Raw genomic sequence first — 12,383 nt, 5'->3', positions numbered from 1 at the left:
TTTCCAAGTGGTTGCCGGGCCTGACCGGAGACCGTCCAAGGGATTTCGCGTCTTGCGCTATCTCTTCGAAGACTACGAACTGGATTCCGGCCGCCGCGAGCTGTACCGCGACACAAACGTCGTCGCCCTGGCGCCACAGACCTTTGACTTTCTGGACTACCTCATCCGCAACCGCGAGCGCGTAGTTTGCAAGGACGAGCTCATCACAGCCATTTGGCAGGGGCGGTGCGTGTCGGATGCCGCGCTGACGACCCGCCTGAATGCCGCTCGGTCCGCAATTGGCGATTCCGGGGAGAAACAGCGGTTGATCAAGACGCTGCCAAGGAAGGGCTATCGCTTTATCGGTATGGTGCAGGAGGCTGACGGCGCCCCCACTGTGGCGGTAACAGAAATCCAGAAGGAGACGGCTAAACCCGCCCTCCCACTTCCCGACAAACCGTCGCTCGCCGTTCTGCCATTCACCAACCTGAGCTCCGATCCAGAGCAGGAGTATTTCGCCGACGGCATGGTCGAGGACATCATCACCGGCCTTTCACGGTCCAAATCGCTGTTCGTCATCGCGCGACAGTCCACTTTTACCTACAGAGGCAAGGCTATCGACATCAGGCAGGTCGGGCGCGAGCTGGGCGTTCGGTATGTGCTCGAAGGCAGTGTGCGCAAATCCGGCGATCGGGTTCGCATTGCCGGGCAGTTGATCGAGGCCACGACGGGGGCTCATCTTTGGGCGGACCGGTTCGACAGCCAGCTCAAGGATATCTTCGATCTGCAGGACCAAGTGACGAGTAGCGTGATTAGCGCGCTCTTTCCTCAATTGGAGCGGGCCGAGATCGAGCGCGCAAAACGCAAGCCAACCGAAAATCTTCAGGCGTACGATTACTATCTGCGTGCACTCTCGAGCTTCTATGAATTCACCCGCGAACAAAACATTGAAGCCCTCAGACTGATCCGTCTTGCTGTCGAGATCGATCCCGGATTGGCCTCAGCATACGCGCTTGGTGCTTATTGCTATCTGCAACGAAAGATCTTCGGCTGGACGATCGACGCGGCTCAGGAACTGAACGACACCCGACGGTTGGCAAGGCGTGCGATCGAGCTCGATAAGGATGATCCAACCGTACTCGTGAGAGCCGGGCAGGCAATTGCCGCCGTGCTATACGAGATGGACGAAGGCGTGGCCCTCGTCTTCCGAGCGCATGAGCTTGACCCGAACCTGGCTATCGCACGGTATATTATCGGCTGGGAACACATACGGCGCGGCGACATAGAGGCGGCGCTGAAGCAGTTCCATGCCGGGGGACGTTTAAGCCCCATGGATCCGTTTATTTTTCTGCTGCAGACCGGCATAGCGTTTGCGCATTTCTTGACGGATCGATACGAGGACGGGTCATCATGGGCCAAGTCGGCTGTGCTGCACCGGCCCAACTATCTAAACGCACAATTTATTCTGGCGGCATGCCACGCAATGTCTGGAAGGGTCGAGGAAGCCCGGATGATCGGTGCACGCCTGATGGAAGCGAGGCCGGCTCTCCGCGTCTCCACACTCGTTCCAAAGCTCGCTCGATTTTACATGCCGGAACACCTCGAAAGGGTCATGCGAGCTTGCTCCATCATGGGTCTGCCCCCATGAGTGCGTGCGGTTGTCGGGAAAGACTGGTCTCATTCCAATTCCCATCAACGGCGCAGTATGCAATGTCGGCTTGTGGCCCTTCGCAGACGTGGCGTTGCTCGATGCTGATTTCGGCTTGTGACCCTAAGCTGACGTGTTTGGGCGTTGGCGCGGTGTCGGCTTTTGACCCATAGCGGACCTTGCCATTTCGAGCGGCGGTCAGTTAGCTGCGCTATCAGATCAGAGCGTTCCCGCAGAAAGGATGAATTAAATTGCACCCGGCGCGCGCGCCCGAGCACGGATGATCTTGTTGAGAGCCATCAGGACCGAGGGGCGCAGGATTTGGATTGCGTCACGGATCGTTGCGCCGAGTGGCTGCCGGCCGATCCGTCCGCGTAGTCGAGCAACCCGCAACGCACGCACGACCGTTTCAGGATCGGGAAGTTCTCCTTTATCTTCCAAAAGGCTCCAAGTGAGGCGTTTGAGATCGACTGTCTCTTGGTCAATGTGAGTGAACGACCCGTCTGCCGTGATGCAGGGGTGGTTGGTCATGTCGTAAAAGATAAGACCATCGTCTATCGCTACCATGTCACCATGGCAGGCCAGATCAATGAAGAACAGTTGGTCGACCCCCCAACTTATCGACTTGTAGTTTCGCATCAGGCAGCCGGCTTTGACGACGTTGCTATTGACCAACAGCGTCGATGGGACAATTCCGAGCGACCGCGTTTTGCCCACCAAATAGAGATCAGTCAGGCACTGTTGGCCCGAATACACGTAAATCTCACCCCCTTGCCGGTACTTTATGCCTTTGTCTTGCACCAGATGGCTTGTGGAGGTGATGACTGCCGCGGCGGGGTAGGCCAACGCAAGTCTCGCGAAAGACGTAAGCGCCCCCGGCGCGAGCCAGTCGTCGTCATGCAACAATTTGATCCAGCGACCGCGACACGCAAGCATCGCATTGTTCGTGTTCTCGACCTGACCACGGCCTCTGCGGTTCTCGACGACTCGGATGCGCGGTTCTGTGCTGACATATTCGGACAAGAGGCGACAACTCTCGCCCACTAACCCTTCGTCGTCGCTGATCACCATTTCCCAATCGGAGAAGTCCTGCTGCAGCACGCTTTCGATCGCGCGTTGCAGCCCAAAAGGACGTCGAAAGGTTGGGATCGCGACCGAAATGAACGACCGGAGTTCCGCCTCGCTGCTCGACAGTTCTGCTGGAGACACAATCATCATCCCCTAGACGCAAGACCGCTCAACAATAACAGTTCTCGGGGAGCGGCAACATCCTAGATGTCCGGATGTGGCCCTTAGCGGACAAATCCGCGTCCTGAACTGTTGGACCGCTTTTGCCGCTTAGCGAACCTGGCCATCAGCTCAAATGTCCGCTTGGCCCATAAGCGGCCTTCCTCTCCTTACAGCTGTAACCGTCTCCCTCTGGGGAGACATCGTCCGGTAGCGCGCGCCGCTTCATTCTTGGCGTGGCTCGCGCGGACACAAGCGCGGCCACGCGTCCGTCCGGAAGCCTGCATTGGGTTGCGCAGGATGGATTGCGACAGCGCATTCGCAACCGTGACGAAAGGGTTCTACGATGTCTTATAATTTTCTGCTGGCGTCGTGGGGGACCCTCGGGAATTTGAGCCCACTGCTGACTGCGGCGCGGAGGTTGCACCGGAATGGACATCATATCCGGGTGATGGCGGATCCGGCGATGCGCTCTGAAGTCGAGGCCTCCGGCTTTGCATTTGTAGCATGGCGCCGCGCCCCGACCGGAAAGGCTGCGGATCCGGTGGACGTCTCGGATGTGAAAGACTTTCTACGCCAGGCCGTCTTTGATCCTGCGGCGCTCTATGCGGCCGATGTCCGGGATGAGATCGGGCGTATGCCGACGGATGCCGTTCTCGTGCTTGACGTGCTGTTTGGCGCCGCGCTCGGGGCGGAGGCGTCTGGCGTGCCTTTCGCTCTTCTGTCCCCTCATGTCAGCATTCGGCCCCTGCCGGGAATGCCGCCGGCCATCAGCGGATTGGGCCAACCGAAAACGCCGGAAGAGCGCGCCGAGGTCGACGCCGCCAATGCCAGGCTGGCCGAAACACTCAATGTGTTCCTGCCTGGTCTCAACCGCGCGCGTGCCGATCTGGGTCTTCCGCGTCTCGCAGATGTCTTCGATCTGTTCGATCGGGCCAACCGGCTTTTGCTCGCGACCAGTCGAGCGTTCGACTTTCAAGCGGACGCGCTGCCCGACAATTTCCGCTACGTCGGACCGCTGCTCGATGTACCGAACTGGTCCAAATCTCGGCAGACGGAGGCGTGGCGAGCGCCATGGTCGGCTCAGTCGGGGCGTCCTCGCGGGTTGATCGCATGCAGCACGGGCGCGCAAGGTCAGCGCGAGCTGTTTCAGCGCATTATCACAGCGATCGAAGCGGTCGAGATCGATGCCCTTGCAACAGCCGGTCCCAATGTCGACGTCGCCGATCTCAGGGCTCCGAACAATGTGCATTTGGTCCGCGGCGCTCCCCATGACCTCGTCATGAAGGATGTTTCCGTGGTGGTCTCGCAAGGCGGCCACGGAACGACCACGCGTTCACTCATCAACGGACTGCCGCAGCTCATCCTGCCAATGGGGCGAGACCAGGCTGCCAACGCCGCGCGCGTCGAAGCGAAGGGGGCAGGGCTTCAATTGCCTCCAACCGCCTCCGAAGCGGAAATTGCCGCGGCGGTGAACCGATTGATTGCAGAGCCGCAATTCAGGAAGGCGGCCCGTCTGCTCGGCGAGGCCATGAAAGTCGATATCGATCGGTCCGGCCTCGTCGACGAGATGGAGGCGATCGCCGCCATTGGCCGCGCGGCGAGACCGCAACCGAAGAAACAACCGCTTCGAAAATCTGCCTGACAGTTCGCGAGGCGAATGGGCGGCGCATCGTTCGTGAACGATGCGCCGCTCGTTGGTTCATGCCGCTTTGGCGTCGACGCTGCCGATCCAGTTGCGGGCCAGCGTGACGTCGGCCTGCGACAATTGATGGCCCGCCGGCAGGACCTTGTGGTCGACACGCGCGCCGGCTTCCGACAACAGCGCCGCAAGCTTTGCCGAATTGCTCGCCGGCACGATCGGATCGGACTGCCCGGACAGCAGCAGAATCGGCTTGCCACCAAGCTCCGCCTTCGGCGGATCCGACAGCGGCACCATGGCACGCAGCAGGATCGCGCCTGCCAGGACGTCCGGCTTCAGCAGCAACAGCGCGGCTGCGATGTTGGCGCCGTTGGAGAAGCCGACCGCAACCGGCGCGGCGATGCCGTATTGCTGCCGCGCATCCGCGACGAAGTCGCCGAGCTCCAGCGCGCGCCGGCGCACGTCGTCCTCGTCGAACACGCCCTCCGCGAGACGGCGGAAGAAGCGCGGCATGCCGTGCTCGAGCACGCGGCCGCGCGGCGAGAGCAGCGCGGAGCCGGGCGAGATCATCTTACCGAGCCCGAGCAGGTCGTTCTCGTCACCGCCGGTGCCGTGCAGCAGCAGCAGCGGAGGGGAGCCCGCGCTGGTCGCGGGCTCGAAACGATGGATGAATGTGCTCTCGGTCATGACGCGCTTTCTTCCAGGCTCGGCAGAACATTTTCGATCTGCTTGCGCTGCGCTTCGAGGAAGCTCGGCAGCTTCAGATCACGTCCCAGGGTCGCGACGGGCTCGTCGACGGCGAAGCCGGGGATATCGGTCGCGATCTCGAACAGCACGCCGCCGGGCTCGCGGAAGTAGATCGAGCGGAAGTAGTTGCGGTCCCTCTGCTCGGTCGGATGCAGACCGTGATTGCTCACGAGCTTTTGCGCCATCCGGCCCTGCTCGGCGTCATCGGCCGCGCGGAAGGCGATGTGGTGGACGGAGCCGCCGCCCTGATGTCCGCGCAAAAAGCCCTTGGCCTCGTAGATGTCGACGACGCTGCCTTCGGCATCGCCCCGCGCCTTGAAGCGGATCACCGAGCCCTCGCGTCCGGTCTCCTTGAAGCCGAACACGTCGGTGAGCACGGAAGCCGTCTTCGCGGCGCTGTCGAGCAGCAAGGTCACGCCATGGAAGCCGCGGATCGCGTGCTCGGCCGGGACGTCGCCATTGCTCCAGCCGGGCTCGTTCTCGGCACCGGGGACACCCACAAGCGCGAGCGCCATGCCGTCAGGGTCGGTGAACGGCAGGACGGACTCGCCAAAACGCTTCTCCAGCGCCTCGTAGGCGATGCCCTTCTCGGTGAAGCGCTGCGTCCAGTAGCCGAGCGAGCGCTGCGGCACACGGAAGGCGGTCTGATGGGTCTCGCCGACGCCGCGGCGGCCGGCGGGCACGCCGGCCCAGGGGAAGAAGGTCAGGATGGTGCCGGGGCGGCCGGTCTCGTCACCGTAATAGAAGTGGTAAGTGCCGGGATCGTCGAAATTGACCGTCTTCTTGACGAAGCGCAGGCCGAGATCCCGGGTGTAGAAGCCGAAATTGCGGATGGGGTCGCCGGCGATCGCGGTGACGTGGTGCAGTCCAGACATTGTCGTCCTCCAGAATTCGGGGAGCGGTCTTGCTCTGGGTGGAAATATCGTTCCGCTTTGGATTGGAGACAATCCATGCAAATATGACGTCTATGTCTACGATTTGGAAACAATCGCTGGGGCGGGCCCTTGGATAAGGTCGCCAGCCTCCGGGCCTTCGTCAAAGTGGTCGAAAGCGGCAGTTTTGCCGAGGCAGGCCGGCAGCTGCGGCTGTCGCGCTCGGCGATCAGCAAATACATCGCCGACCTCGAAGAGAGCCTCGGCGTCCAGCTCCTGAACCGGACCACCCGGCACGCCAGCCCCACCGAGAACGGCCAGCGCTATTTCGAGCGCGCGGTCGTGATCCTCTCGGAGATCGAGGCCGCCGATCAGGCGGTGGCGCAGGCCCAGTCGGCTCCGCGGGGATTGTTGCGGGTCAACGCGCCGATGTCGTTTGGCACGATGCGGCTTGGACCGGTGCTGGCCGATTTCATGGCGCGCTATGGCGAGCTCCAGCTCCAGATCGTGCTGAGCGACGATCTGCTCGATCCCGTCCAGGACGGCTTTGACGTGACGCTGCGGATCGCGGAACTGGAATCCTCGAGTTTGATCGCGCGAAAAATCATGCCGGTGGCGCGCATGATCTGCGCCTCGCCGGATTATCTTTCGCGTCAGGGCACGCCAAAGCATCCGCAGGATCTGCGCGAGCACACCTCGCTGACCTACGGCTTCCTGCTGACAGGCAATCAGTGGAAGCTCACAGGCAGCGACGGCGATCACTGGATCCAGCCGGCCTGGTCGCTCTGCGTCAACAATGCCGAAGTGCTGCGCGACGTCGCGATCAAGGGCAGGGGGCTGGCACTGCTGCCGGAATTCATCGCCGCCGATGCGTTGCGGAAGGGCGAGCTGCGGACGGTGCTGGACGACTATTCCGCGCCGCCGCTCGCGCTCTACGCGGTCTATCCGCCGACGCGGCATTTGTCGGTGAAGGTACGGCTGTTCATCGATTTTCTGGTGGAGCGATTTAGCGGCGACGAGGCGCGTTGAGGCCAAGGGGCCGATGTCTGCCGAGCCCGAGAAGCGGGCCGTGCGGCGATATCCCCTTTAGGTCGCAAGCTATCCGGCAAGCTTTTCAAGAAGTGCGTGGACCGCGAACGCGACGATTGGAAGCACGACGATCACCGTCAAAAATCGCTTCTTCAGGTATTGCCTTTGCTGATCATCCCTGGGGAAAACCTCCCAGATCAAGTGTTCCCATAAGCTCGTTCGAGGTGATGGCCTAACTCCTCGGACCCAAAGCGAGCCATGAACGATCGTTAGGCTGATGATCAGCGTCAACGCCAAAAACAGAAAACCCCTGGTCTGCAGCAATTTCGCCCCTCTCAGTCCCGCACAGGGTGGCTGCGCTAATTTGTCCGCGGCCTGTTTGAACGCGTCCGCCAAGCTTGAGACAAGCCAGTTCGATGCGAGGTGTCAATGGCTGGAAATCTCAGTCTTGGGCCCCGCGCGCTGCTCTTCTGGCCGCAGCAATTCGTCCAGCGCGCGCATCGAGGCCTTCTGAAGCGCGGCGAGCTCGCGCGTGGCGCTCTGGCATTCAGGCGGGGACATTGAGGCCGCTGCCAGCTCGACTTCGCGGCAGCGCTCGAATAGGCGGACGAGGCCGAGCGCGCCGGCGGCGCTGCCGAGCTGGTGCGCGGATCGCGCGAGCTCCTTGTGATCGCCAATCGCTGCTGCCTTGGCGATGTCCTCGATCAGCTTGTCGCTGGTCTCCTCCAGCAAATGATGGAGCTTTTCGATTTGCGCCGGGCCGAGCAGCTCGCGCTGGTCGTCGAGGAAATGCCGGTCGATCAATGCGCCTGCAGCGAGTTGCGCCGCGGCCGGCTCATCCGGGGCGTCCTCGATCGCCTCGCGCAGCGCGTTGATCAGGATCGGCTTGCTGACAACCTTGGCGATGCCGGCGCCGGCGAGCCGCTCGCGGGCGCTGGTGGAGACATCGGCTGTCACGGCGATGATGCGCGGCATTTTTGGCAGACCGAGCTTGCCGATCCGCGAGGCCGCCTCGACGCCGTCCATGTCGGGCATGTGCAGATCCATCAGGATGATGTCGAAGGCCTGATCGCGGGCGAGCTCTATGGCCGACGCGCCGTCTCTCGCAATCGTCGCGCGATGGCCGAGCCGGTTCAGGATCGCTTCGCCGACCTCGCAATTGACGGGATCGTCGTCGACCAGCAGCACGCGGAGCTGCCGCGACGGCGGCGGGACCGCGCCTTGCGCCACGCCGCTTGCGGAGAGGCCGAGCGGCACCTGAAGCGTGAACGTGCTGCCCGCGCCCGGCGTGCTCTCCACCGTCAGCTCGCCGCGCATCAGGCGCGTGAGCCGGCGTGCGATCGCGAGTCCGAGGCCGGTGCCGCCGAACCGCCGCGCGATGCTGTCGTCGGCCTGGACGAAATCGTCGAAGATGCGCTCGTGCATGTCGGGCGCGAAGCCGATGCCGGTATCGCGAACGGTGATGCGCAGCAGGACATGATCGTCGCGTTGCTCGGCGGCCGCCGCGAGCGCAATCCCGCCGTGCGGGGTGAACTTGATGGCATTGCCGATCAGATTGAGCAGGATGCGGTTGAGCCTGACCGGATCGCCGTGCACCGATGTGTCGACCGTCGCATCGCAGGCGAGGTCGAAGGTCAGGCCCTTGCCGAAGGCTTGCGGACACATCAGCTCCGCGGCGGTCTCGATCAGCTGGTGAAGGCGGAAGTCGCGCGTCTCCAGCGTTTCGGTGCTGGCCTCCAGGCGGGCATATTCCAGGATGGCATCGACCAGCGCGATCAGCGTTTCGCCTGATGCCTCCGCGGTCGCGAGGTGGCGGCGCTGGGCCTCGCCGAGGCTGCCGTCGTCGAGCAGCTGCAGCACGCCCATGACGCCGTTCAGCGGCGTGCGCAGCTCGTGGCTGACGACGGCGAGGAAGCGCGACTTGGTCTCGTTGGCCAGCACGGCGGCCCTGCGCGCGCGCTCTGCCGCGTCATGCTCGGCCAGGGCCTGATCGCGGGTCTTTTCGAGTTCGGCGGTCCGCTCGGCGACCTTGCGCTCGAGGGTCGCATAGGAGTCGCGAAGATGCGCGGCCATCCGGTTGAACTGGTCGCCGAGCGCTTCGAGCTCGTCGCCGGTCTTGATCGCGAGCCGCAGGCCGAGATCGCCGCTGCCGATCCGCCGCGCGCCCTGCGTCAGGATCTGGATCGGCACGGTCATGCGCCGGCTCAGCCAGAGGGACACCAAGATCGCGCAGGCGAGCAGGACGACCAGGAGAAACGTCGCGCGTCCGATCGATGCATAGATCGGAGCGTAGGCCTCGCTGAGCGGAAGCTCGACGAACACCAGCCAGCCGAGCGAGGGGACCGTCGCATAGGTCGAGAGCACGCGCTGGCCTGACAGATCCCCCTTGACCAGGCCGCCCGAAGGCGGCCCCACGCCGTCGAGTGCGGTGCGCACGTCGGCATGCCCGGAGAGATCGGTCCGTTGCAGCGCCGGCCACAGATCGGGATGCGCGATCAGGACTCCCATGCGGTCGACCACATAGGCCTTGCCGGTGTTGCCGACCCTGATCCCGGCGACGAGGTCCCAGATGAAGCGCAGATTGACGTCGGCCACGATCACATTGGGATTCCGCCCGGTCCCGCGCGTGGCGAGCGTCATGAACGGCTCGGTGTCGCCGAGGAAGTACACCGGCCCGTAATAGGCCCGGCTTTCATTGGCACCGCGGAAGGCCGGCGAGGCCGAGAGATCGGCCTTGCTGCCGACCCTGTCCGCGACGCGGCGCGACACGCGCACCTGCTCGCGGCCCTGCGAATCGAGCTCGGCAATTTCCGCGATCGCCGGCGAGAGGCGCAGGAGCCGGATGGCGTTCAGGCGGTCGTCTTCGTTGCTCGACAGCTCCGGAGGCAGCCGCGAGAGCCATCTGATCTGGCTTTCGATCTGGCCGATGAACTGGCCGATCTGGATGGCCGCGCTTGCTGCCTGCTCGCGCTGGGTCGCCGCGAGAAGCTGCTTCTGCTCGCGATAGGAGAACCAGACGTCGAAGCCGGTGTTGATGGCGAGCGCGGCAATGGCGAGGGCGACGATCGAGTAGAGATATTTTCGGAACAACCGGCCCGGGGGCGTCCGCAAATGTCCCTGGTCGATCGCCTCGTTCACTCGCGGATCTCGTCGGCGCGCGCCAGCAGCGTGAATGGAATGTTCAATCCGAGCGAGCGGGCGACTGTGCGGTTGATCAGGAGTTCGTATTTCCGCGGCGATTGCACCGGAAGATCCCCGGCCTTGGTGCCGCGCAGGATGAGATCGACGTAATCGGCCGAGCGCACCTCCAGCGTCGGCCCGTAGCTCATCAGTCCGCCCGCATCCATGAAATAATGGAACGGATAGATCGTGGGGACGCGATGCTTGGCCGCCGCCGCCACGACCGCCTGACGGTGGACCACGAGGAAGCTGTCGACCAGCGCAACCAGCGCCGCCTTGGGCGGTTCGGAAAAGCGCCTGATGGTTTCGTCGATGTCCGTTGGCGCGTTGACGGGCGCGGGGGCCACGGACACCCCTGATGTCGCAGCCTCCTGCTCGATCGATTCGAGGAAGAAGCGCCCCGCGCGGGGCGTGGTCGCCGGGTTGAAAAGGACGCCGACGCGCGCGAGACCCGGCACCGCCTCCCGGATGAGCTGAAGCCATTTGCCGCCCATTTCGGCGGTGCTGTTGGTGAAGCCGGTGACGTTGCCGCCGGGATGCGCGAGGCTTTCGACGAAGCCGTTGCCGACGGGATCGTTGGCGGTCGCGAAAACGATCGGGATGGTTTTGGTGGCGGCAAAGACTGCGGCGGTTTCGATGGTCGAGCCGGTCAGGATCACGTCCGGCTTGAGCTCGAGCAACTCCTGGACCGCGGTCTTGAGCTTGTCCGGTCCGCCGAAGGTCGAGCGAAGTTCGAGGCGGAAGTTGACGCCCTCGACCCAGCCTCGCTGTCTCAGGCCGACGATGAGACCACCCAGGCGGGAGGTCGGGCTGTCGGTCATGCTCCGTCTGGTCAGTTCGTCGTCGAGCGGCAATCCCGTCAGCGAGGCAACGATCCGCATGCGATCTGACGTTGCGCCGAGCGCAATCCAGCCTGCGGCGGTTGTGCCTGCGAGGCGAATGAAGCCGCGGCGATCGAGCGCGAACGCGGAAGGCCGTTCGGTCATGGAATTCTTTGCACGATGGTCTGTCCCAGCCGGATGCTTAACGCGAAAGGGCGGTGTCCACAATTGATGAAAAAATGCGCTTATGAATGTTCATTCGCAGCATTCGGCAGTCCGATACCGTATTCCTACCCCGCCAAAGAGTCGCTGTTTCGAGCTTTGTCTGCTCCGTGACGATCTGCAACGCATTGTGGCGTTGCAACATTTTCCGTCTCGTTGAGACGACGGTTCGGAGAAGTCGATTTCTGAGCGGCTGATTTTTTGAAGCGTTGTTTCAGGTTTGTTTCGAAGGTTGTCGATGCGCAAAATCTATCTTCTTCCGGCCCTCGTGGGCCTGCTGACCTCAGTTGCAGCTGGACCGCTCGCGGCTCAGGGAGTGGTGCCGAAGCAGAAGGCTGCGCCGGCACCCAGAGCCGCCGGTGCGGCGCCGGCTGCCGCCGCCGGTGCGCCGGTCGCTGCTGCGACCGAGACGCCGACCGCCGGTGCGGACGACAAGACGGCCAAGGCGATCGACGGCTTCCGCTCCGCCAAGTTCGGCATGAACGAAGCCGACGTGCGTGCGGCGATGACCAAGGACTTCAGCGCCAAGCCCGACGCGATCAGGGCGCAGGACAACGCGTCCGAGCTGACGCACAGTCTGCTGCTCTCCATTCCCGAGCTGCTGCCGAACGGCGGGACTGCCGAGCTCTCTTATGTGTTCGGCTACAAGTCCAAGTCGCTGATCCAGATCGGCGCGGTCTGGTCGAAGGGGACCGACACGGCGATGACGCCGGAGAAGCTGTTCTCCAACGCCAACATCCTGCGCGCCCATTTCATGGGCGAAGGCTTCAAGCCCGATTCGATCGCGATGAACATGCCCGTCGCGGGCGGCATCGTGATGTTCCGTGGCAGCGACGCCAAGGATCGCTCGGTGATCCTGCTTCTGCAGGGCACGTTCGAGAACAAGGAGAACAACCAGCGTGTGCTGACCCCGACCAGCCTGCTGCTGTTCTACGTGGCCGACGCCAAGAGCCCCGACATCTTCAAGCTGCCGCCCGGCCAGTTCTGATGCCGGACGACCTCACGACATTCTCCCA

The 12,383-nt window shown here is 63.2% G+C and carries 9 protein-coding genes; 4 read left to right on the top strand and 5 right to left on the bottom strand.

Features of this window, described 5'->3' with window-relative positions; translation table 11 throughout:
• Positions 1–52: 52 nt before the first annotated feature.
• Positions 53–1,627 carry a winged helix-turn-helix domain-containing tetratricopeptide repeat protein gene (locus tag ABIB95_RS02310; protein ID WP_354237770.1) on the top strand — a complete coding sequence of 525 codons (1,575 nt, stop codon included), beginning with the start codon at positions 53–55 and terminating at the stop codon, positions 1,625–1,627.
• Positions 1,628–1,873: 246 nt separating this feature from the next.
• Here ABIB95_RS02310 and ABIB95_RS02305 read toward each other — a convergent pair whose 3' ends face one another.
• A complete protein-coding gene (locus tag ABIB95_RS02305; protein ID WP_354237769.1) occupies positions 1,874–2,845 on the bottom strand; it encodes a glycosyltransferase family 2 protein in 972 nt (323 codons plus the stop codon).
• 400 nt (positions 2,846–3,245) lie between these two features.
• Here ABIB95_RS02305 and ABIB95_RS02300 point away from each other — a divergent pair, with 400 nt between their 5' ends.
• Positions 3,246–4,499, top strand: a complete 1,254-nt coding sequence (locus ABIB95_RS02300) for a glycosyltransferase (RefSeq protein ID WP_354237768.1) — start codon at positions 3,246–3,248, stop codon at positions 4,497–4,499.
• A gap of 57 nt (positions 4,500–4,556) precedes the next feature.
• On the opposite strand, the gene ABIB95_RS02295 is transcribed toward ABIB95_RS02300, so the two are convergent.
• Both ABIB95_RS02295 and ABIB95_RS02290 read right to left on the bottom strand, forming a co-directional pair.
• Positions 4,557–5,183: an alpha/beta hydrolase gene (locus tag ABIB95_RS02295; RefSeq protein WP_354237767.1), complete on the bottom strand. Its 627-nt coding sequence runs from the start codon at positions 5,181–5,183 to the stop codon at positions 4,557–4,559.
• Entirely contained in the window at positions 5,180–6,118 is a 939-nt protein-coding gene (locus tag ABIB95_RS02290; protein WP_354237766.1) for a ring-cleaving dioxygenase, read from the bottom strand. The genes ABIB95_RS02295 and ABIB95_RS02290 overlap by 4 nt, the downstream gene beginning before the upstream one ends.
• A 129-nt stretch (positions 6,119–6,247) precedes the next feature.
• On the opposite strand from ABIB95_RS02290, the gene ABIB95_RS02285 reads away from it, so the two are divergent.
• On the top strand, positions 6,248–7,144 hold the full coding sequence (locus ABIB95_RS02285) for a LysR family transcriptional regulator (RefSeq protein ID WP_354237765.1): 897 nt from the start codon (positions 6,248–6,250) through the stop codon (positions 7,142–7,144).
• Between the two features lie 426 nt (positions 7,145–7,570).
• Here ABIB95_RS02285 and ABIB95_RS02280 read toward each other — a convergent pair whose 3' ends face one another.
• Together ABIB95_RS02280 and ABIB95_RS02275 are read right to left on the bottom strand one after the other, a co-directional pair.
• On the bottom strand, positions 7,571–10,282 hold the full coding sequence (locus ABIB95_RS02280; RefSeq protein WP_354237764.1) for a hybrid sensor histidine kinase/response regulator: 2,712 nt from the start codon (positions 10,280–10,282) through the stop codon (positions 7,571–7,573).
• On the bottom strand, positions 10,279–11,310 hold the full coding sequence (locus ABIB95_RS02275) for an ABC transporter substrate-binding protein (RefSeq protein ID WP_247308722.1): 1,032 nt from the start codon (positions 11,308–11,310) through the stop codon (positions 10,279–10,281). The genes ABIB95_RS02280 and ABIB95_RS02275 overlap by 4 nt, the downstream gene beginning before the upstream one ends.
• Positions 11,311–11,605: 295 nt before the next feature.
• Between ABIB95_RS02275 and ABIB95_RS02270 the strand changes: the two genes are divergently transcribed.
• Positions 11,606–12,355: a hypothetical protein gene (locus tag ABIB95_RS02270; protein WP_354237763.1), complete on the top strand. Its 750-nt coding sequence runs from the start codon at positions 11,606–11,608 to the stop codon at positions 12,353–12,355.
• Positions 12,356–12,383: the final 28 nt, after the last annotated feature.

The organism is Bradyrhizobium sp. LA2.1 (assembly GCF_040547725.1).
Classification (GTDB): Bacteria; Pseudomonadota; Alphaproteobacteria; order Rhizobiales; family Xanthobacteraceae; genus Bradyrhizobium; species Bradyrhizobium barranii.
Note: the sequence above shows the minus strand (reverse complement) of the source record. Positions and strands in the feature narration are given on the sequence as shown.

Bases quoted from the DNA above. Each gene is read 5' to 3' on its own strand.
- ABIB95_RS02275 (WP_247308722.1), bottom strand. From the start codon at position 11,310: ATGACCGAACGGCCTTCCGCGTTCGCGCTCGATCGCCGCGGCTTCATT.
- ABIB95_RS02295 (WP_354237767.1), bottom strand. From the start codon at position 5,183: ATGACCGAGAGCACATTCATCCATCGTTTCGAGCCCGCGACCAGCGCG.
- ABIB95_RS02305 (WP_354237769.1), bottom strand. From the start codon at position 2,845: ATGATGATTGTGTCTCCAGCAGAACTGTCGAGCAGCGAGGCGGAACTC.
- ABIB95_RS02290 (WP_354237766.1), bottom strand. From the start codon at position 6,118: ATGTCTGGACTGCACCACGTCACCGCGATCGCCGGCGACCCCATCCGC.
- ABIB95_RS02270 (WP_354237763.1), top strand. From the start codon at position 11,606: ATGCGCAAAATCTATCTTCTTCCGGCCCTCGTGGGCCTGCTGACCTCA.